Source organism: Pseudomonas resinovorans NBRC 106553 (assembly GCF_000412695.1).
Taxonomy (GTDB): domain Bacteria; phylum Pseudomonadota; class Gammaproteobacteria; order Pseudomonadales; family Pseudomonadaceae; genus Metapseudomonas; species Metapseudomonas resinovorans_A.
Genome location: NC_021499.1, coordinates 3,044,970 through 3,063,717 on the forward strand (window position 1 = coordinate 3,044,970; position 18,748 = coordinate 3,063,717).

An 18,748-nucleotide genomic window follows, 5' to 3' on the forward strand; every position below is an offset into this window, starting at 1 on the left:
CGCAGCGACAATCCGGGAGAACAACAATGAAAAAGCTTGAGTGCATGACGCTGGCGACCCTGGGCCTCCTAGTTGCCATGCGGGTATTCGCGACACCCACGGAACAGGAAATTAGCCAGTTGGGTACCACTCTCACACCACTGGGTGCAGAGATGGCGGGTAATCGGGATGGAAGCATTCCTCCATGGGATGGCGGTCTCTGTAAGCCTCCGGCGGGCTATCAGCCGAAGAAGGGTGAGTCAGGTGGTGGCCCCTGGATGGATCCTTTCGCCAACGAGCAACCGATCCTGAAGATCACCAGTGACAATCTGACCCAGTACGCCGACAAGCTGGATGAGGGGACCAAGGAGTTGTTCCAGCGCTACCCGGCGAGCTTCCGGGTCGATGTCTATCCCTCTCACAGGACCGCGTGCTACCCACAATGGGTCTATGACAACACCATCAAGAATGTGCGCAACCCAAAACTGGTGGGCGGAGCCCCCGGACTGCTCAATGCCCACGCGCAGATTCCTTTCCCTATCCCCAAGAACGGCTATGAGGCCATGTGGAACCAGTCGGTGCGGGTGGATGTGCCCTATGTGAAGGGCGACCAGGAAACCTGGCTGGTGGACGCTGCCGGCAACGTCACCCTTACCTCCATCAACCGGGTCGAGCAGAGCAAACCGTATTGGGACAACGAGCGACAGGCCGTGCCGGACGAGCAACCCTACTGGACCCTGATTTCCACCACAGTGGCGCCGGCTTCCAGCGCCGGGGTCAAGCAGCTAAGGCACAACTTCCTCGACACGGAGCACCGTGACCCGATGGCCTGGTCCTATGTGCCGGGGCAGCGAAGGGTCCGGCTTTCGCCCGAGTTCAAGTACGACACCGTCTCCACCAGCTCCGGCGGGGTTCTGCTGTTCGACGAGATCAGTGGCTTCGACGGCAAGATGGATAAATTCGACTTTGTGCTGAAGGGCAAGCGGGAGATGTACATCCCGGCCAACGCCTATAAATTCAACGGAGCTTCCAGCGAGTTGGTGAACACCCCGAACCACGCGAACCCTGACTATCTGAGGTTCGAACTGCGCCGAGTTTGGGTCGTGGAGGCCCACCTCAAGCCGGGTGAGCGTCATGTGCAGAAAACCAAGATGTTCTACTTGGACGAGGACAGCTGGTCGGTGGCCATCTACAACGCTTTCGACAACACCGGGGCTATCCAGAAAGTTACCTACTACCCAGGGTTCCAGGAGTATGACAAGCCGCAGTACCGCACGGCGCCCAACGTCCTCTACGACCTGACCAAACGCGTATACACCCATGGCGCACGCATGGGCGCGGAGAAGTCATCCGGCTTCTATCGAGTGGCACGCTACCCCAGCACCTACTTTTCCCCCGGCTCTCTGGCCGGTACCGGCATTCGCTGAGTTGATGGTGTGGGTCCGGGCCCTTATCAGATCGGTGGCTCGGACCATCCTGCCGGCGCAGTCCAGCCGGCAGGCACACCCTTTTTCTCTTTCCCTTTTCCCGCGCCGCGGCCGGCCGGCCCCGGCGTTGAATCCGAGGGCAGTACGTTGACCATAGTTGCAACCATCGAAGACCTTCAGCGGCTTGCCAGCCGCCGCGTACCGCGAATGTTCTACGACCTGGTGGACGCCGACTCATACAGCGAAGGGACCTACCGCGCCAACGAGGCGGACCTCTCGCGTATCAAGCTACGCCAGCGCGTCGCCGTCGATGTCGGCGCGCGTAACCTGAAGACCTGCCTGTTGGGCGAGGAGGTCACCATGCCAGTGGCCCTGGCACCGGCCGGCCTCACCGGCATGCAGAGAGCCGACGGTGAGATACTTGCGGCCCGCGCGGCTGAGCGTTTTGGCGTACCCTTCACTCTGAGTACCATCAGCGTTCTGCCGTCCATTGTGGATGCCGTGGCAGCGCGCACTGAAGTCTGGATGGATGGAGGTGTGCGCAGCGGACAGGACGTCTTCAAAGCCTGCGCCTTGGGCGCCCGGGGAGTCATGATCGGACGTGGTTATCTTTACGGTCTGGGCGCGGAAGGTGAGGCTGGCGTCGATAAATGCCTGGACATCATTCGCCGGGAGCTCGATGCGACATTGGCTCTGAGTGGCACTGCTGATATCCGCAAAGCAGGGCGCGACAACTTGGTAGCAGGCACCTGGTAGCGACAAGCGAAAGATCTGCTCTAAAACGAAAACGCCCCGTCAAACGGGGCGTTTCCTTAGTGCACGCGATCAGGCTTCTTCAGCCATGATCTTGCCGTCTTCCTTGGCCACGGCGGTAAACATCTTGATGATGTCGCCGGAGGTCACGCGACGGCGAACTTCACCTTCCTTGAGCGGGGCCGGGCCACCAAAGGACTTCGGTGTGGTGTCCACGTTCGTCGCCAGGGCGCGCAGGGCGCTCACGGTGCATTTGTCGCGGCCGCCCATCTTGCCAAAAGCATCGAAGTTGTAGAGACGCAGGGCATTGCCGTGGGTGATCTTGTCGATGGTGGAGTCGGGCAGGTGCTTGAGGGAGTCGAACAGCATGTCGGCCGATTCCGGCCAGACGGTATCCGAGTGCGGGTAGTCGCACTCGTAGGCGACGTTGTCTTCGCCGATGTCCTCGAGGTTCTTCAGACCGAAGCGGTCGTCGATGAAGCAGGTCTGGAAGTGTTCACGGAACACTTCGCTGGGCTTCTTGCCGCCGAAATCGGCGTAGGTCCAGGCCTTGTGGTGCTCGTGGACGAAGTCGGCGCGCTCGAGGAAGTAGGGAATCCAGCCGATACCGCCTTCGGACAGGGATATCTTCAGGTCGGGGTAGCGTTGCAGGGCCTTGAGGTGCAGCCAATCGGCAGCCGAGTTCACGATGGAAATCGGCATGGTGATGATCCAGGAGTCGATAGGCGAATTCATCGAAGCATGGGGAGCCTGCGCACCTGAGCCGATATGGATGTTGATAACCACCTTGTTCTCGGCACAGACCTTCCATAGCGGTTCCCAATGGGCGTCATGGATGCTCGGCTGGCCCTTCAGCGAAGGGTTGTCGGAGAAGGAGATGGCGTGGCAGCCCTTGGCAACGACGCGTTTGATCTCGGCCACCGACGCGTTGATGTCCCAGTAGGGAATGATGGCGTTGGGGATGTTGCGGCCCGGGTAGCTGCCGCACCATTCGTCGATGTGCCAGTCGTTGTAGGCCTGCAGCAGGGCGAGCGCGTTCTGCTTGTTCTCGAACTGGTGGAACAGGCTGCCGTCGAAGGTCACTACGCTGGGGAAATTCAGCGAGGCCAGCAGGCCGTTTGCGTTCATATCGTCGATGCGCGCATGGATGTCCCAAGCGCCTTTACGCATCTGATCGAAGGAGATCGGCTCGCAGCCATACTCCTCGCGCAGGCGACCGACCACGGCGTTGAGGCCGATGTTGCCGGCACGACGGCCTTCGAACAGCCAGTAATCAGCCCCGTTCTTGTCTTTCAGTACCTTGGGGGCGAAAGCTTTCTGGGCAGTGGTGAGGTGCTGCTCGAACATGGTGGGCGGCTCGACGATGTGGTCGTCGACGCTGACAAGAATGAGATCATCAAGTTTCATGCGTTATCTCCATCGCTCAAGCGGCCCCTCACCAGGCAGGTTCGGACTGCTTCAGGTTTGTTGTTGTATGCGATATCGAACGTTACCCCGAGTCGAGGCGTTCATCAATAGCAAAACAGACAAATAGTCAGTTATTGTGGTTTTTGCATGGCAGGATTGGAGACCTTGCCGATTGACTCCCAACCTTCCAGTCGAAGTGATTACCTGTCAATAGGCGACAGGGCTTGGATCCTTGGCGACCCTGATACATGCGACGGGTGGCTGACGCCAGGCTGGAGCCTTCTTGGGTTAAATAATACAATGTCATTTTTATCTGCGACTGCGGACAAAGCGGCGGGGGGAACGGCAACTATGGAATTTGGCAGGATCATGGGCTGGGTAGGAATGCTGGTTAGCGCTGTACTCGCTGGAGGCGTCAGCGCCGCGCCGGGTGGTTACGAGGCTGAGGAGCAGGAGGCGCGAGCGTTGCTGGAAAGCGCCGTGGCCTACTATCGGGAGCATAAGGCGCAGGCCTTGCCGGTGTTCAGTCGGCAGGGGCCCTTCGTGCGTGGCAACCACTATGTCTACGTGCTGGATATCAACGGTGTGATGCTGGCCAGTGGCGGACCATCCGCCAGCCTTATCGGCAGCAACCTGCTGGAGCAATTGCCGCCTGAGCTCAAGACATCCTTCGACGAAGCCTTGAAGGTCAAGGAAGGGCAGGGTATCCAGGAGGCGGAGTACCACTGGACCAATTGGCAGACCGGGCGCACCGAGCGCAAGCGCGTGCTGTTCCAGCGGGTAGATGATGTGCTGCTGGGCGCTGGCTATTTCATTTCCAAGGCATCCCCGGCCCATGCCCGGGATCTCCTTGCAAAAGCTGCGGCAGCTGTGTCGGCGGGCCCCCAGCAGACCTTTGCCGCGATCAACAGTGAGAACCTGGCTTTCCTGCAGGATGACCTTTACGTCTTCGTTGTTGATATGAGCACATCCCGCTACGTGGCCCATGGTTACAACCAGCGCTTGGTCGGCACCGACTTCCGCCGGGTCAAGGACCCGCAGGGCAAGCCGGTGGGTGAGCCGATGCTGGCGGCCGCGAAGAAGAGCAACTCAGGCGAGTACGACTACCTCTGGGAGAATCCCCTGAGCCGCAAGCTGGAGCGCAAGCACACCTACTTCCGGCGGGTCGGCGATTACCTGGTGTCCGTCGGCTACTACGAAAAAGTCGGCGACTGAATGCCGTAGGCGCCGGAGTGCTGGTTCGCGCCGGCAATCTGCAGGGCGATCCGCTGGCAGACGTGGATCAACTGCCTGGGGTCATCCTCGTCGGCCTCCTGCCACAGGCAGAGGCCGGTGAGCATGGAGAGAATGGCGGTGCTGGTCATGCTGTCCTGGCTGAACAAGCCCTGGCGCTCACCGCTCTCGAGAATGTCCTTCAGCTCCCGCTCGTAGCATGCCTTCACGGCGATCACCTGATGCCTGCCGTGCTCCGGCAGATTGCGCAGGTCCATGCTGACAATCAGGCTTTCGGCGCGTCGCGCGCTCTGGAATTCCAGGTGGTGTGCGATGAAGTCCGCGAGCGCACGTATCGGGTCTCCACGATTTCCTGACGATTCTTGCCAGGATTGCTGCAGGTCTTCCAGGTAGCTGGCGATGAGGTCCTGCAGCAGATCATCCTTGCTTCGATAGTAGGCATAGAGCGAACCGGCCTGCAGGCCGCAGCTCCTGGCCAGTTGGCGCAGGGATACCGCGCCAAAGCCGTGCAGGGCGATCAGCTCGATGGCATTGCTGCGGATTTCCTCGATCCTGGACATGGCGAGTATCAGGCCGGCTGGCTCGCTGCCAGGTCCTTGAGGCTGACCGACTCGTTGGCGAGCAGTTCGGCGTTACCGGCAAAGCCCGCCTGAACCAGCTTCTTGATGGCCATGAATTCCTGCTGACGGTTGACGCAATCAGCTGCGATCAAACGACCCTCGCGCAGATAGAAGGCGACGAAGGATCGCAGCGCTTTGCTGCCGCGTATCAGCACCTGGTCATAGCCCTGGTTGATGCCCGCGATCTGTAGCTTGAGGTCGTACTGATCGGACCAGAACCAGGGCATGGCGCGATAAGGTGTCGGCTTGCCGGCTATGGCCGAAGCCGCCGCGCGGGCCTGCTCGATGGCGTTGGGAATGGACTCCAGGCGAAGACGGCAGCCATAGAGCATGCTGGGGTGGTTGCTGCAGTCGCCGATGGCATAGACATCGGCGGCACTGGTGCGGGAGAACTCGTCCACGACAATGCCGTTGTCGACCACGAGGCCTGCCTGCTCGGCCAGCTCGGTGTTAGCGATGGCACCCACTCCCACCAGCACTAGGTCAGCTGGGATGCGCGCGCCGTCTGTGGTGACCAAGGCTTCCACCGCTTGGCCCGAAGCGTCCAGGCAGACCTGTTCCAGTTGGGCGTTCAAGCGCAACTCGATGCCGGCGGCGCAGTGTACCTGCTCATAGAAGCTCGATACATCAGGGGCTGTAACTCGCGCTAGAACCCGTGGTTGGGCCTCCAGCAGTGTGACCTGCAGCCCGGCTTTCTGGGCTGCTGCCGCCACCTCCAGACCGATGTAACCGCCGCCGACAATCACCAGGCGCTGGCCTTCTACTAGCTGTTCACGCAGGCGCTCGGAATCCGCCTGGCTGCGAAGATAGTGCAGGTTATCCGGTTGGCGCTCACCGAGCCCGGCGACTTGGAGCTGTCGCGCGCGGCTACCGATAGCCAGGACCAGATGGGTCCAGCCAAGGCGTCGGCCGTCGGCAAGCTGCACCGAGCGACTGTCCAGATCCAGGGCACTGACCGAAGCGTCATTGAGGATTTCGATAGCAGCTTTTTCGTAAGTGGCTGCCGGACGGATCGGCAACGCCTCAGCACCGAGGGTACCGGCAAGGAAGGCCTTGGACAGCGGTGGGCGCTGATAGGGAAGGCCGGGCTCATCACTGACGATCAGGATGCGCCCTTCGAAGCCGTTCTGTCGTAGCGAAATGGCCGCCTCGCTGCCGGCGTGACCACCGCCGACTATTACTGCGCATGCTTGGGTTGGGGCTGTCATGGCGATTCTCCAGGGGCGTCAGGCGCGGCTCAGGCGATTTCCAACATGGCGAAGTCTTCCTTGGTGGCGCCGCATTCCGGGCAGATCCAGTCGTCCGGTACGTCTTCCCAGGGAGTGCCCGGCGCTATGCCTTCGTCGGGCAGGCCAAGGGATTCGTCATAAATGAAACTGCAGAAAAAGCATTGCCACTTCTTCATATCCACTCCGGGCTCAGGCTGTGCCGCTAACGGCACGATGTTCGTTGGTTTTTTGGGGTAGCCCTCGACCGCCCCTGGGGGTCGATCGAGGAGGGTCTTTCCCTTCAGCTGACTTGTACAAGCACCTTGGCGGACTGGTGGGGATCCTGGGCCATGGCGAAGGCCTCGGCGAAACGGTCGAAGTCGAAGGAGTGGCTGTGCATCCCTTCGAGTGCCAGTCGCTCGTCGCCCAGCATCGCGAGGACTTCCGGGAACTCGTCGGGATAGGACAGGGAGCCGCGTATGGCGAGCTCCTTGACCATGACCTGGACCATATCCAGCTCTACCGGCTGTTTATGGGTGGCCAATACCAGGATGCGCGCCATGTCCTTGGCCATGGCGACCGCCTGCTGGAGCATGGCACCCTGGCCGGCGCAGTCGATGTACAGGGAGCAGTTCACCATTGGCTGCGCAGAAAGCTTGCCGGGGACTGTGCCAAAGGTCGTTTGCAGCGCAGTGGCCAAGTCTTCTCGCGTCGGATTGATGCATCGCTCGGCGCCCAGCTGGCGAGCGCGCTCCAGTCGCTCGTCGATGATGTCGACGACCGCGATTCGTTCGACGCCACGGTGCCTGAGGGCTGCAACAACACCCAGGCCGATGGGGCCGGCACCGAACAGGACTACTTGGTCGCCCGGACCGGCTTGGCAAAGATTCAGGCCGTGCACACCGACCGCGACAGGTTCGGTCAGAACTGCTCGATCAAACGCCAGGGCATCAGGAATCGGGAAGATCGATTCACCCGGAACTGCCTCGCGCACCAAAAGAAACTCGGCGAACCCACCGTGCTCAGGGTCGCCGGTGCCGATGCGATTGCTTCCTTTCATCGGATGGACCACTACGCGCTGGCCGACCGTAATGCCCTGCACAGCCTCGCCGACCTGATGTACGGTGCCCGCCAGCTCATGTCCGAGGGGCATGGGCTGCGGACCCGGTCGGCCGATATAGCCATTTCTGGCGAAGCCGATGTCGCTGCCGCAAATACCGAATACAGCGACCTGAACTACCACGTCCCGTGGTCCGGCTTGCGGCATCGGCACTTCGTCGATACGCAAGTCCTGTGGGCCGTACAAACGCACTTGCTTCATCTTCATCTCCGGCTATGGTCGACGCACTGCGACCGGTGATAACTCAGGCGTGCAGGTTTTCGCGGCCTTTCACCAGGCGCAGCGGGGTGTAGATCATGACCACGCTGCCGTCCTGCTTGACCACCTGGTTGCGGGTACGCACGAGACCCATGCCGGGCTTGCCCTTGCTCGGGCGGGACTCGATCACTTCTACCTCGACATGGATGGTGTCGCCCGCGTAGGTGGGCCCCTTGATGTCCAGCTCCATATTCAGGAAGGCGACGCCCACGCCCTGCAGGGCAGTCTGGAACAGCAGGCCTTCGGCCATGCAGAACACCTGGCCACCGGGGACGAGACGGCCGTCGAAGCCGGCGTCGCGGAGGAACTCCTTGTTGGTGAAAAGCACCTCCAGCATGCCGGTGGCGGAAATGAAATTGACGATGTCCGCCTCGGTGATGGTGCGCCCGTAAGTCTTGAACTTGCGGCCCACGGGCAGCTCGTCCCAGGTGAAGCCGGTGCCGATGGTTTCAATCGCGCTCATGCTGTGTTCCTTGTTGTTCTGGCCAGAGGCTGTCAGATCGGGTCCCAGGTGGTGAGCTGGGGAGAGGGGATGTTCTCGTAGAAGGAATTCTTCATCGCGGGGATTGCGTGCTCGGCGATGCTTTCAGGAGTCCAGCCTTCGCTACGATGCACCGAGCGGATCACGCGGGACTGGGAGTAGAGATAGATCTCGTTGGCTCGCACACCGAAGATCTGTCCGGACACCCCGGCACCCGAATCACTGGCCAGATACACCGCCAGCGGGGCGATCTTGCGCGGCTCCATGGCCTTGAGCTTTTCCATGCGCGCCGCGGCTTCCGGGGTATCGGTGGGCACTGAGGCGGTCATGGCTGTCCAGGCGAAGGGGGCGATGCAATTGGAGCGCACGTTGTAGCGCGCCATGTCGAGAGCGATGGTCTTCGATAGGCCAACGAGGCCCAGCTTGGCTGCCGAATAGTTGGCTTGGCCCGGGTTACCAATCAGTCCGCTGGTGGACGTCATGTGGATGTAGGCACCGCTGGCTTGGGCCTTGAAGTGCGGGGCCGCAGCGCGGGCGACATAGAAGGAGCCGTTGAGGTGGACGTTGATCACCGCTTGCCACTCTTCGAGGCTCATATTGAAGAAGAAGCGGTCGCGGACGATGCCGGCGTTGTTGATCACGCAATCCACTCGCCCGAAGTTGTCGAGCGCGGTCTCCACGATGCGCTGGGCAGAATCCCATTCGGCGACGCTGTCGATACTGGCAGCAGCCTCGCCGCCTGCACCTCGGATCTCTGCGACCACGGCCTCCGCCGCACTACCGCCAGCCTCGGTCCGGCCCAGGTCATTGACCACGACACGCGCACCCTGGGCGGCGAAGGCCAGGGCGAACTCTCGGCCAATGCCGCTGCCGGCCCCGGTGATGACCACGACTTTGTCTGCAACCATGTTCGGCATGTCGCCTCCTGAATTGGCTTCTGGGTTCCTGGCGCGGGCAGGGGCCTGCGCGTTGGGTTCATGCCTCTATGATAACTGTAAATGTGTCAGTTATGTCTAGTCCGTTCGGACTATTATCGATACTCGATGATGACGTAAAGTCCTCAAGGCCCTTAGCCTGCGGGCTATTGAAATGTTCGGCGGCTTTCTATAGGTTCGACCAAGAGCTGTCATTTTGTTTATTATTGCGGTGTTTGCGTCCAGCAGGGGCCGTTAAGGCCAATGACCCTGGCACTTCAATGCCGGGAGGCGGGCGCGCCAATCTTGAATTTCGAGTCAAAGGGACCATGCCATGGCATTTGAAGTCAGCATGAACAAGCAGGGGCAGGTACTTGGCCGCAAGGGCCAGGAAACCCGCCAGCGTCTGATGGCCGCCACTCGCCGCCTACTTTTCACTCACGCCCTGGTGGACATCACCGCCGTGGCCATTGCGAAGGCTGCGGGCACGTCCTCCGCCAGCTTCTACATGTACTTCGACGACGTGCAGGACGTGCTCTATTCGCTGGCTCTGGAAGCCGGCGAAGACATGGCCAAAGTTTCGAAGTTGCTGGAAGAGCCCTGGGCTCCTGAACGCTTCGAGGAAGAAGCGCTGCGCCTGATTGAGTCGATGAATGGGGTCTGGAGCCGCCATCGTGAAGTGTTGCGCTACCGCAACCTCGAAGCAGATCGTGGCGACCCGCGCTTTGAGGAGCTGCGGATGAACACCTATATTCCATTCATCGAACGCTTCGCCAAGCTGATCCTCACGGTCAATCCGGCCGAGGGAAGCCGCAAAAAGAGTGATGCCTACGCAGAGGCTACCGTCCTGCAGGCTGCCATGGAGCGGCTGGCGTCCACCGACCCGGTAGTGATGGAACGTGGGCTGGGTTCCAAGCGGGTGAACGCTGCCATTGCGCGCATTGTCGTGCAGACTCTGCGTTCCGGCATGTCTGACGAGGCTGTCGGCGAAACCGCCCCCGCCGCCCGTGCGCGTAAGCCGCGTGCGGCGAAGGCCAAGGCTGCAGCCCCGGCGACGGAAGTGGCTGCCGAGGGTTGAGCCCGCTTTCCTGTCAACGGCGTTCGTTCAGACCTCGAACTCGATGACGCCATGGCTAAGTACCGGCTTGTCGCGCTCTACCGCATGCATGCGGAACAGTGCGAGGCCGGGCTCCATTCGCCAAAGCTCGATGCGCATGGTTTCTCCGCTGTACATCGGTCCAGCGTAGCGGACCGACAGGCTACGCAGGCGCGTGGCGTCATTGTCGCAGACCATCCGTATCACACCGCGGCCAGCCAGGCCGAAACAGCCGACGCCACGGATCATTGCCTGGGGTTTGCCCTGGGTTTGAGCTGCAATGGCGATATCCGCCGAGAGACGGAACAGCGTGTCCGGTTCCAGCGGCGTAGGAATCTCCAGTACCAGGTCAGCGGCTCGTTCCGGTAGTGGAGTGGGGCGTGGCGTATCCTGCGGCTTGCCGCCGAACCCGCCGTTGCCGCGCAGGACCGTGGTGACCTCGATGCTGGCGACGGCCTCGCCCTCCGGTTCGCTGAGCGTCAGCGTCTGTAGCATGACGGCCCCTTTGTCGGCGCCACGATCAAAGATCTCATCAATCTTCTGGGTGACTACCAGTTCGCCTTCGCTGCTCAGCGGACGATGCAGGCGCAGGGTTTCCTGGGCGTGAACGATCTGCTGCCAGGCGATGCCGGTACGCGGGTCCATCTGCCAGAACTCACCGTCGGCCAGGGCCACGGCAGACATCGGCAGTACCTGAAACTCGTTGTCGGACAGAAGGTAGGGACGGTCGGCTTCGGCCCAGTCCGTCGATGCGCCCGCGCCGAAACCGCGGGCGAAACGGATGCAGTCTTCCTGGCCGTAATGTCGGGTCACGGCGGGGAAGGGCCAGTCGATAAGCTTTTGGTAGTCGAGGGACACCTGGGACTCCGGAAGGACATGAAGGGAAGGAAAGGATGGGGGAGAAGGCGTGATGCCTTCGCCCCGGCCGGGGTCAGGACTGGGCTTTCTTGGCAGCTTCCATCGAAGCGCGCATACCGGCTGCCGCGACTTCGAAGTGCTCCTTGGTGGACGTGCTGAGGATGTGCGTATCGAAGTGCGCCATCAGCGAATTGCGGAAGCCCATGATGTCCGCCGAGCGATTCAGAGAACGCTTGAGCATGCGGATGCCGATAGGGGGGGCCGCGGCGATGCGGTTGGCCAGCTCCAGGGTGAAGTCTTCCATCTCGGCGCGGGGCACCACATGGTTGACCATGCCCCATTCCTTGGCTTCCGCGGCACTGATTCTCTGGCCGGTGAAGAGGAACTCCTTGGCTTTGCGCAGCCCCATTACCCAGGGATGTACCAGGGCTTCAACCGAGGCGGCCGCCAGGCTGTGGCCCACCGGGTCGCTGAAGAAGGCGTCGTCGGCGGCGACCACCATGTCGCACATGTTGGCCACCATGAAGCCACCGGCAATGCAGGCGCCCTGCACCTGGGCGATGGTGGGCTTGGGGAAGTCCCAGATGCGCAGGGCGTTGCCCAGGTAGTGTTCGCTTTCCCACAGCCAGTGTTGTTCGGGGGAGAAGTCGCCGCGCTTTTCCATGCCATCCATCAGGTCATGACCGGCGGAGAAGTGCTTGCCCTTGGCGCCGATAATGATCACGCGAATGGCATCGTCGCGCTTGGCGCGGTCCAGTGCGTCATCCAGTTCGGCCAGCAGGTTCTCCGATTCGGCGTTGGCCTGGCCGGGACGGTTGTGGCAGATGCGCGCGACGGCGCCGATCACTTCGTAGCTGATGTCCGAGTATTCCATCTTGTTATTCCTCGTTGCGGCTAGGCAGCGAATTCCGCGTAGCCATTGTTGAGAATGATCAGATCGCGCTCTACCACTCGCGCGCGGAAGCTGGCCTTGCCGGGACCTTCATGCCAGACCTCGACCTTCAGGGTTTCCCCTGGATACATGGGCGAGGCGAAGCGCAGGTTGAGTGCACGCAGGCGGTGCGGGTCATCGTTGCAGAGCAGGCGGACGATGGCGCGTCCGGCCATGCCGTAACTGCTCATGCCGTGGAGGATCGGCTTGTCGAAGCCGGCCCTGGCGGCAAAGGCGGGGTCGATGTGCAGCGGGTTCAGGTCTCCCGACAGGCGATAGATGGTGGCCTGTTCCGGGCGGCTGGACAGTTCGATGCTGAGGTCGAAGGGGCGGTCCTCTGGCAGCGGATGAGGCTTGGGCTGGCCCTCGGCGGTGCCGCCGAAGCCGCCATTTCCGCGCATGAAGGTGGACCAGGTGGAGGTGGCCAGAAGTTCCTCTGTCTCGGCATCGTAGATGCGCCGTGACATGTACATCACGGCACCCTTGTCGGCGCCCTTGTCGTAGATCTCATCTACGCTGTCGCGCCCAATCAGGGTGCCCTTGGCCGGCAGCGGCTTATGGATGCGCAAGAACTGCTCGCCATGCAGCACCTTGGTCAAGTCGATGCCGGTTTCCGGATTGGCCAACCAGAACTCGCCACTGGCCATGATGGTGGCCATGGTGGGCAGTGCCTTCAAGCCTTTTTCATAGACGTACTGCAGGTCGCCGTCCGGCAGAGGGTTGCTGGTCGCCGCCCCTACGCCGAGTGCGTAGAGGATGGTGTCGCGAGTGCTGTAGCTCTGCCGGCCTTCGGTAATGGGCCAGTTCTTGATGCGGTGGTAGTCGAGAGGCACGTCGTTTTCCTCAGTAGGGCGGTTCTTGTCTCTAGCATTGCGCTTTGCTTGAAAACTGTCAAACAGTCAGTTACATGATGTAGTATGCCTGTGTGGGGCATGTAGTGCGGGTGATTGTTCTGCCTTTTCTGATGGCATTTCAGTTGCTTTGCGACGAAAACTCTCCCGTGCCGAGACGCACGGGAGCTTCCGGGCAAGGGCCGGAGCCCACCCAAACAAGAACATTTCGGAGACAGACAATGGCTCTACTGGAAGGAAAGGTCGCGATCATCACCGGTGCCGGGCGTGGCCTGGGCGCCACCTATGCACAACTCCTGGCCGCCGAAGGCGCGGCAGTGGTGGTCAACGACCTGGGGCGTGACGAGAACGGCAGCTACACCGCTGAGGCGGTGGTCGCCGCTGTGCGTGAGGCCGGCGGTCGCGCCGTGGCGCACACCCAGGACATCTCTACGGCGGAAGGCGGTCAGTCGCTACTGGCAACCGCTCTTGGTGAGTTCGGTCGTGCTGACATCCTGATCAACAACGCCGGCATCCTGCGCGACAAGTCTTTCCTCAAACTGGAGGAAGGGGACTGGGATGCGGTTATCAAGGTCAACCTGAAGAGCATGTACGCCGTCACCCAGCCTGTATTTGCCTGGATGAAGGAAAACGGTGGTGGGGTGATCGTCAACACCTCGTCCACATCCGGCCTGGTCGGCAACTTCGGTCAGAGCAACTATGCCGCGTCCAAGTGTGGCGCCTGGGGCTTCTCCAACGTGCTGGCCATCGAGGGCGCCAAGTTCGGTGTCCGCGTCTGGACCCTCGCTCCGGCGGCCGTTTCCGCCCTGACCGCTCCGCTGATGGACGAGGCCACCAAGGCCCAGATGGCGCCCGAGCATGTGGCTCAGGTCGTGCTTTACATGGTCAGCGAGCTGTCGGGCCAACGCACCGGCCACTGCCTGTTCGCCTCCGGCCAGAGTGTGCGTGAGCTGAAGCTGCTGTCCGCCGAGGGCATTCCAGGAGGCGGCAAGAACGCGGCATTCGACGCCCACAGCCTTGCCGCGGCGGAGGACAAGGTTTTTCGTCCCGAGGCCGCTCTGACCATCATGGACTTCGCCAAGTAACCGTCCCATAGCTGCGGGGCGAATGGCCCCAGGGAGTTCAACATGAGCAATAAGGTGCTGGTTGCCGGCGTGGGGATGGTCAAGTTCACCAAACCCGGCAAGAGCGAGATGTATGACGTGATGGGCGGCGATGCCGCCGCGCTGGCGCTGAAGGACGCGGGCATCGCCTATAGCGACGTGCAGCAGGCCTATGCGGGTTTCGTCGCTGGCGATACCTGCTCCGGACAAACCGCGTTGTACCGTGTGGGAATCACCGGCATTCCAGTGATCAACGTCAGTAACGCCTGTGCCAGTGGATCATCTGCTTTGTTTCTGGCGCGGCAGGCGGTTATCAGCGGCGTAGTCGATGTCGCCCTGGCGGTCGGCTTCGAGCAAATGAACCCGGGAGCCATGTCCACCGGTGACGCCGCGCTGCGCACACCGATCACGGTGAAGATCGACGAGGCGGTGCGCAAAATCCGTGGCTGGGATGACAACGCCCCCAGCGGCCCGCAGTATTTTGGCGGTGCCGGTGCCGAATATCTGGAGAAGTACAACGTTTCCGCTGAGCTGTTCGGCCGTGTCTCGGTCAAGGCTCGTAGTCACGCCTTGCGCAATCCCTATGCGCTGTTTACCGAACCTCTGACTCTGGAGCAGGTGATGACCTCGCCGCAGATCTTCGGACCAGTCACCCGCCTCATGTGCTGTCCGCCCACCTGCGGCGCGGCCGCCGTTGTGGTGGTTTCCGAGGCCTACGCGCGCAAACACGGCCTGGGCAACTGCGTTGAGATCGCTGGCATGGGCCTGGCAACCGACACCGCTGAAAGCTTCGAATCCGGCAGCATGCTGGACGTTGTCGGTGCCGGCATGACCCGTCGCGCGGCGGCCCAGGCATACGAACAAGCTGGCGTTGGTGCGAAAGATATCGATGTGGTCGAGTTGCACGACTGCTTCTCGCCCAACGAGGTCATCACCTACGAAGCGCTCGGGCTGTGCGAGGAGGGGGGTGCGGAGAGGTTCGTCATTGACGGGCAGAACACCTACGGTGGTCGCGTGATTACCAACCCATCCGGCGGCCTGCTGTCCAAGGGGCACCCTCTGGGCGCAACCGGTCTGGCACAGATCACTGAATTGACCTGGCACTTGCGCGGTCAAGCCGGCGATCGCCAGGTTGAGAACGCCCGCCTCGCGCTGCAGCACAACATCGGGCTGGGTGGCGCCGGAGTGGTCACCATCCTCAAGCGCATCTGAGGTCGGGGCGCCCAGTGGTGGCTGGGCGCCTGTTCAATGTCATCAATGGGAGAGGCGCAGATGAGCGAACCCATGACCCAGCATTACCGGGAAATCCTGCTCGGCGTTGGCGAAAATCCCGCCCGCGAAGGCCTGCTCGATACTCCCAAGCGCGCCGCGAAGGCGATGCAATTCCTTTGCAATGGCTACCAGAAGACCCTGGCTGAGATCGTCAACGGTGCGTTGTTCGAGTCGGACAACGACGAGATGGTGATCGTCAGGGAAATCGAGCTCTATTCCCTTTGCGAGCACCACCTGCTGCCCTTCATCGGCAAGGCCCACGTGGCCTACATTCCTACCGGTAAGGTGCTGGGGTTGTCCAAGGTGGCTCGCATCGTCGATATGTATGCACGGCGTTTGCAGATCCAGGAGAACCTCACCCGCCAGATCGCCGAGGCTATCCAGCAGGTCACCGGCGCCGCCGGCGTCGCTGTGGTGATCGAGGCTCAGCACATGTGCATGATGATGCGCGGCGTGGAGAAGCAGAACTCGGTGATGAGCACGTCGGTGATGCTCGGCGCTTTCCGCGAGTCGCAGAACACCCGTTCCGAGTTCCTCCAGTTGATAGGGCGGAAGTAGCCTATGCCTGGCCTTCAACCCGGCATGGCCCGCATCCGCGTCAAGGATTTGCGCCTGCGCACCTATATCGGCATCAAGGAAGACGAGATCCTCAACCGGCAGGATGTGCTGATCAACCTGTGCATCCACTACCTGGCGAGTGCGGCGGTGCAGGGAACCGAGATCGAGCAGGCGTTGAACTATCGCACCATCACCAAGGCGATCATTCGCCACGTCGAGGCAAATCGCTTTGCTCTGCTGGAGCGCCTGACCCAGGAAATCCTCGATCTGGTGATGAGCGAGCCACGTGTTCGGTATGCCGAAGTGGAAGTGGACAAACCGCACGCCTTGCGCTTTGCCGAGTCGGTTTCGATCACACTGGCCAATGGGCGCTGATCGTCTCGGCCGCTCAGGGCCATGCGGCCGACACCCCCCTTCGAAGCATCCCGTCCCCCTCTACCAAAGGAAGAGGGGGACGCTCGTTTCAAGCTCCGATGGGAGCAGTCAGCTGTTGCCACAGGTGGGCACCGTCCTTCGCCAGCACCTTCCGGCCAATTCGCTCCGACCACCAATGCTCACTGCCGCCCTCGGACCGCCACTGCCAGAGACGGCGGGTGTAGTAGTGCAGGCTGTGCTCGTCTGTCACGCCTATGGCGCCGAACACCTGGTGGGCGATGGCCGCCGCTCGGGTTGCTGCCCGGCCTACCAGGCTCTTGGCCACGGCGGCGCCGTAGCTGGCGTTGCCGGCATCCACCTGGCGCGCTGCATAGAGGCCTGCAACCTGTGCCGCGGCAGCCTGGGACGCGAGCTCGGCGACCATCTGCTGGATCGCCTGGAACTTGCCGATGGGCTTGTCGAACTGCACGCGGGTATTGGCGTATTCCACGCAGAGGTCCAGCACCCTGGCCAGGGCACCGGCCATTTGCATGCTGCGCAGCGCTGCGAGGTGTGGGCGCAAGCCCAGCTCGTCGAGGAACGGCGCCTCGGCAGTTTGCAGCGGTATGACGTTTTCCAGCTCCATGCTGGCACAGGGCAGTCGGTCGAGCGTGTCGATGGCCTGTTGGCGACCGGCGTCGGCGCTCACCAGGCAGAGGTGCGTGACTCCCTCGCGCAGAGCGGCAACCAGCACATGCCCGGCTACAGGCAGCCAGCTCAGTTGGGCGTCCTGTCCTTGCAGTCTGCCCTGGGCATCCAATTGGAAGATTTCGCCGGAGATCGCCAGTACGCCTTCGGGAACCTCCAGCCCTGCGCGTGACAGTGCCCAGGCTGCGATGGTGGTTTCGCCTATCGGCACGGGAGCGGCGTGCACGCCACAGAGGCGCAACACCGGTTCGCTATCGGCCCAGTTGAGTCCAGCTCCGCCGGCGTTCTCGTCGCTGAGGGCGAGAGTGATGCCCATGGCTTCGATTTCCTGCCAGAGGTCGCTGTCGAGTTCACCGTCTTCGGCGTGCACCCAGGTATCGCGGTCGATCCGGGCGCTGAACAGACGCTGGACCTGCTCTGCGAGCATTTCGCTGATGTTCATTTCGCTGTTACTCATTTCAGTCCTAGCCCCTTGGCGATGATGCCGCGCAGGATTTCCCGGGTGCCGCCACGCAGGGAGAAGGAGGGCACGTTCTGCACCAGGAACGCCTGGAGCTCGCTGAGCCGGTCGGCGGCAACGATGCTGGACGGGCAGTCCAACAATTCGCGGACCAGATCCGGCATGCGTTGCTCATGGAGGTTGCCGAGGTCTTTGACCAGCGCGGCTTCCTTGGCGGGGGAGTGGCCATCCTGCAATTGTCCGACTATTGAGAGGGACATTTCCCGTAGCACAGCCAACTCGGCCACCGCTTCGCCCAGACGCCGGGAGGCGAGACGATCGTCGGTGCCCGCCTCGCGCAAGGCGTCGATGGTCAGCGGCAGCAGAGGGAAGGCGCTCATGTAGCGGTCCGGCTGGCTGCGCTCGAAGGCCAGTTCACCACTGGCCTGCGCCCAGCCGTCGCCCTCGCGGCCGACCAGCATGTCGTCGGGAACGAACACGTTATCGAAGGTCACTTCGTTGAAATGCGCCTCGCCAGTCAGGTCGTGAATAGGTCGGACTTCGATGCCGGACGCACTCATGTCGATGAGGAACTGCGACAGGCCTTTGTGCTTCTCGGTGTCGGCCTGGCCGCCACTGCGAAATAGGCCGATCATGAAGTCGCAGAGGTGTGCGTTGGTGGTCCATACCTTGCGGCCGTTTAGGCGCCAACCGCCCTCCACGCGGGTAGCACGGGAGCGCAGGGAAGCCAGGTCGGAACCCGAGTCCGGTTCGCTGAGACCGATGCAGAATGAAGCTTCGCCTCGTGCGATTAGCGGCAGGAAGCGCTGGCGTTGGGCCTCGGTGCCCAAGCGCAGCAGCAACGGGCCGCTCTGGCGATCACCAAACCAATGGGCACCTAGGGGCGCTCCCACTGCAAGCATCTCTTCCACTACCACATAGCGCTCCAGGCCGGAACGCTCATGGCCGCCATAGGCTTTCGGCCAGGTCATGCCGATCCAGCCACGCTTGCCGACTTCTCGGCTGAAATCGCGGTCGAAGCCGGTCCAGGAGTGGCCGACCTTCCAACCGGACCAATCTTTCGCTGCTTCGGCCAGGAAGGCGCGGGCTTCTAGGCGCAAGGGTTCGAGGGAGGAGGGCAGTTGCAAGGGCTTGAAACTGAATGGGGATGTCACGGC

General features: G+C 61.9%; 20 protein-coding genes. 8 read left to right on the forward strand and 12 right to left on the reverse strand.

Annotated features, from left to right (window positions below; translation table 11 throughout):
- The first annotated feature begins 26 nt into the window (after positions 1-26).
- Together PCA10_RS13680 and PCA10_RS13685 are read left to right on the forward strand one after the other, a co-directional pair.
- Complete coding sequence (locus PCA10_RS13680; RefSeq protein WP_041770262.1) at positions 27-1,406, forward strand: DUF1329 domain-containing protein; 1,380 nt, start codon at positions 27-29, stop codon at positions 1,404-1,406.
- Between the two features lie 147 nt (positions 1,407-1,553).
- On the forward strand, positions 1,554-2,162 hold the full coding sequence (locus tag PCA10_RS13685; protein ID WP_081663948.1) for an alpha-hydroxy-acid oxidizing protein: 609 nt from the start codon (positions 1,554-1,556) through the stop codon (positions 2,160-2,162).
- A gap of 69 nt (positions 2,163-2,231) precedes the next feature.
- Here the strand turns inward: PCA10_RS13685 and PCA10_RS13690 are convergent, their stop codons facing one another.
- Positions 2,232-3,566: an amidohydrolase family protein gene (locus PCA10_RS13690; protein WP_016492689.1), complete on the reverse strand. Its 1,335-nt coding sequence runs from the start codon at positions 3,564-3,566 to the stop codon at positions 2,232-2,234.
- A 351-nt stretch (positions 3,567-3,917) separates the two neighbouring features.
- Between PCA10_RS13690 and PCA10_RS13695 the strand changes: the two genes are divergently transcribed.
- The gene (locus tag PCA10_RS13695; RefSeq protein WP_041770264.1) at positions 3,918-4,781 is read left to right on the forward strand and encodes a cache domain-containing protein; all 864 of its coding nucleotides are present in this window, start codon (positions 3,918-3,920) and stop codon (positions 4,779-4,781) included.
- On the opposite strand, the gene PCA10_RS13700 is transcribed toward PCA10_RS13695, so the two are convergent.
- The 6 genes from PCA10_RS13700 to PCA10_RS13725 form a co-directional block, all read right to left on the reverse strand.
- A complete protein-coding gene (locus PCA10_RS13700; protein WP_016492691.1) occupies positions 4,760-5,359 on the reverse strand; it encodes a TetR/AcrR family transcriptional regulator in 600 nt (199 codons plus the stop codon). The two genes, PCA10_RS13695 and PCA10_RS13700, sit on opposite strands and share 22 nt — an antisense overlap.
- Before the next feature lie 8 nt (positions 5,360-5,367).
- Positions 5,368-6,627 carry an NAD(P)/FAD-dependent oxidoreductase gene (locus PCA10_RS13705; RefSeq protein ID WP_016492692.1) on the reverse strand — a complete coding sequence of 420 codons (1,260 nt, stop codon included), beginning with the start codon at positions 6,625-6,627 and terminating at the stop codon, positions 5,368-5,370.
- A 29-nt stretch (positions 6,628-6,656) separates the two neighbouring features.
- Complete coding sequence (locus PCA10_RS13710) at positions 6,657-6,824, reverse strand: rubredoxin (protein WP_016492693.1); 168 nt, start codon at positions 6,822-6,824, stop codon at positions 6,657-6,659.
- A gap of 104 nt (positions 6,825-6,928) precedes the next feature.
- Positions 6,929-7,948 (reverse strand): zinc-dependent alcohol dehydrogenase, encoded by a 1,020-nt coding sequence (locus PCA10_RS13715; protein ID WP_041770265.1) that lies wholly within the window; start codon positions 7,946-7,948, stop codon positions 6,929-6,931.
- Between the two features lie 43 nt (positions 7,949-7,991).
- The gene (locus PCA10_RS13720; RefSeq protein WP_016492696.1) at positions 7,992-8,468 is read right to left on the reverse strand and encodes a MaoC family dehydratase; all 477 of its coding nucleotides are present in this window, start codon (positions 8,466-8,468) and stop codon (positions 7,992-7,994) included.
- 32 nt (positions 8,469-8,500) lie between these two features.
- Positions 8,501-9,403 carry an SDR family NAD(P)-dependent oxidoreductase gene (locus PCA10_RS13725; protein WP_016492697.1) on the reverse strand — a complete coding sequence of 301 codons (903 nt, stop codon included), beginning with the start codon at positions 9,401-9,403 and terminating at the stop codon, positions 8,501-8,503.
- 331 nt (positions 9,404-9,734) lie between these two features.
- Here PCA10_RS13725 and PCA10_RS13730 point away from each other — a divergent pair, with 331 nt between their 5' ends.
- A complete protein-coding gene (locus PCA10_RS13730) occupies positions 9,735-10,478 on the forward strand; it encodes a TetR/AcrR family transcriptional regulator (RefSeq protein ID WP_016492698.1) in 744 nt (247 codons plus the stop codon).
- A gap of 27 nt (positions 10,479-10,505) precedes the next feature.
- Here the strand turns inward: PCA10_RS13730 and PCA10_RS13735 are convergent, their stop codons facing one another.
- From PCA10_RS13735 to PCA10_RS13745, 3 genes are all read right to left on the reverse strand, one after another.
- Positions 10,506-11,354: a hotdog fold domain-containing protein gene (locus tag PCA10_RS13735; RefSeq protein WP_016492699.1), complete on the reverse strand. Its 849-nt coding sequence runs from the start codon at positions 11,352-11,354 to the stop codon at positions 10,506-10,508.
- A gap of 73 nt (positions 11,355-11,427) precedes the next feature.
- Positions 11,428-12,228, reverse strand: coding sequence for an enoyl-CoA hydratase (locus PCA10_RS13740; RefSeq protein ID WP_016492700.1), 801 nt, complete (start codon positions 12,226-12,228; stop codon positions 11,428-11,430).
- A gap of 20 nt (positions 12,229-12,248) precedes the next feature.
- A complete protein-coding gene (locus tag PCA10_RS13745) occupies positions 12,249-13,118 on the reverse strand; it encodes a MaoC/PaaZ C-terminal domain-containing protein (protein WP_016492701.1) in 870 nt (289 codons plus the stop codon).
- Between the two features lie 239 nt (positions 13,119-13,357).
- Between PCA10_RS13745 and PCA10_RS13750 the strand changes: the two genes are divergently transcribed.
- From PCA10_RS13750 to folX, 4 genes are read left to right on the forward strand one after another with little or no spacing between them, the layout of a single operon-like run.
- On the forward strand, positions 13,358-14,221 hold the full coding sequence (locus PCA10_RS13750) for an SDR family NAD(P)-dependent oxidoreductase (protein ID WP_016492702.1): 864 nt from the start codon (positions 13,358-13,360) through the stop codon (positions 14,219-14,221).
- A gap of 42 nt (positions 14,222-14,263) precedes the next feature.
- On the forward strand, positions 14,264-15,451 hold the full coding sequence (locus PCA10_RS13755; RefSeq protein ID WP_016492703.1) for a thiolase C-terminal domain-containing protein: 1,188 nt from the start codon (positions 14,264-14,266) through the stop codon (positions 15,449-15,451).
- Between the two features lie 60 nt (positions 15,452-15,511).
- A complete protein-coding gene (gene folE, locus PCA10_RS13760) occupies positions 15,512-16,069 on the forward strand; it encodes a GTP cyclohydrolase I FolE (RefSeq protein ID WP_016492704.1) in 558 nt (185 codons plus the stop codon).
- Between the two features lie 3 nt (positions 16,070-16,072).
- Positions 16,073-16,444, forward strand: coding sequence for a dihydroneopterin triphosphate 2'-epimerase (folX, locus tag PCA10_RS13765; protein WP_016492705.1), 372 nt, complete (start codon positions 16,073-16,075; stop codon positions 16,442-16,444).
- An 88-nt stretch (positions 16,445-16,532) separates the two neighbouring features.
- On the opposite strand, the gene PCA10_RS13770 is transcribed toward folX, so the two are convergent.
- Together PCA10_RS13770 and PCA10_RS13775 are read right to left on the reverse strand one after the other, a co-directional pair.
- The gene (locus PCA10_RS13770; RefSeq protein ID WP_016492706.1) at positions 16,533-17,588 is read right to left on the reverse strand and encodes an acyl-CoA dehydrogenase; all 1,056 of its coding nucleotides are present in this window, start codon (positions 17,586-17,588) and stop codon (positions 16,533-16,535) included.
- Positions 17,585-18,745 carry an acyl-CoA dehydrogenase family protein gene (locus tag PCA10_RS13775; RefSeq protein WP_016492707.1) on the reverse strand — a complete coding sequence of 387 codons (1,161 nt, stop codon included), beginning with the start codon at positions 18,743-18,745 and terminating at the stop codon, positions 17,585-17,587. The genes PCA10_RS13770 and PCA10_RS13775 overlap by 4 nt, the downstream gene beginning before the upstream one ends.
- Between the last annotated feature and the right edge of the window lie 3 nt (positions 18,746-18,748).

What these genes read in the sequence shown, in the direction of transcription:
- PCA10_RS13705 (WP_016492692.1), bottom strand. Translation starts at nt 6,627, where the DNA reads ATGACAGCCCCAACCCAAGCATGCGCAGTAATAGTCGGCGGTGGTCAC.
- folX (WP_016492705.1), top strand. Translation starts at nt 16,073, where the DNA reads ATGCCTGGCCTTCAACCCGGCATGGCCCGCATCCGCGTCAAGGATTTG.
- PCA10_RS13715 (WP_041770265.1), bottom strand. Translation starts at nt 7,948, where the DNA reads ATGAAGCAAGTGCGTTTGTACGGCCCACAGGACTTGCGTATCGACGAA.
- PCA10_RS13680 (WP_041770262.1), top strand. Translation starts at nt 27, where the DNA reads ATGAAAAAGCTTGAGTGCATGACGCTGGCGACCCTGGGCCTCCTAGTT.
- PCA10_RS13730 (WP_016492698.1), top strand. Translation starts at nt 9,735, where the DNA reads ATGGCATTTGAAGTCAGCATGAACAAGCAGGGGCAGGTACTTGGCCGC.
- PCA10_RS13740 (WP_016492700.1), bottom strand. Translation starts at nt 12,228, where the DNA reads ATGGAATACTCGGACATCAGCTACGAAGTGATCGGCGCCGTCGCGCGC.
- folE (WP_016492704.1), top strand. Translation starts at nt 15,512, where the DNA reads ATGAGCGAACCCATGACCCAGCATTACCGGGAAATCCTGCTCGGCGTT.
- PCA10_RS13770 (WP_016492706.1), bottom strand. Translation starts at nt 17,588, where the DNA reads ATGAGTAACAGCGAAATGAACATCAGCGAAATGCTCGCAGAGCAGGTC.
- PCA10_RS13700 (WP_016492691.1), bottom strand. Translation starts at nt 5,359, where the DNA reads ATGTCCAGGATCGAGGAAATCCGCAGCAATGCCATCGAGCTGATCGCC.
- PCA10_RS13695 (WP_041770264.1), top strand. Translation starts at nt 3,918, where the DNA reads ATGGAATTTGGCAGGATCATGGGCTGGGTAGGAATGCTGGTTAGCGCT.
- PCA10_RS13755 (WP_016492703.1), top strand. Translation starts at nt 14,264, where the DNA reads ATGAGCAATAAGGTGCTGGTTGCCGGCGTGGGGATGGTCAAGTTCACC.
- PCA10_RS13720 (WP_016492696.1), bottom strand. Translation starts at nt 8,468, where the DNA reads ATGAGCGCGATTGAAACCATCGGCACCGGCTTCACCTGGGACGAGCTG.
- PCA10_RS13710 (WP_016492693.1), bottom strand. Translation starts at nt 6,824, where the DNA reads ATGAAGAAGTGGCAATGCTTTTTCTGCAGTTTCATTTATGACGAATCC.
- PCA10_RS13725 (WP_016492697.1), bottom strand. Translation starts at nt 9,403, where the DNA reads ATGCCGAACATGGTTGCAGACAAAGTCGTGGTCATCACCGGGGCCGGC.
- PCA10_RS13750 (WP_016492702.1), top strand. Translation starts at nt 13,358, where the DNA reads ATGGCTCTACTGGAAGGAAAGGTCGCGATCATCACCGGTGCCGGGCGT.
- PCA10_RS13690 (WP_016492689.1), bottom strand. Translation starts at nt 3,566, where the DNA reads ATGAAACTTGATGATCTCATTCTTGTCAGCGTCGACGACCACATCGTC.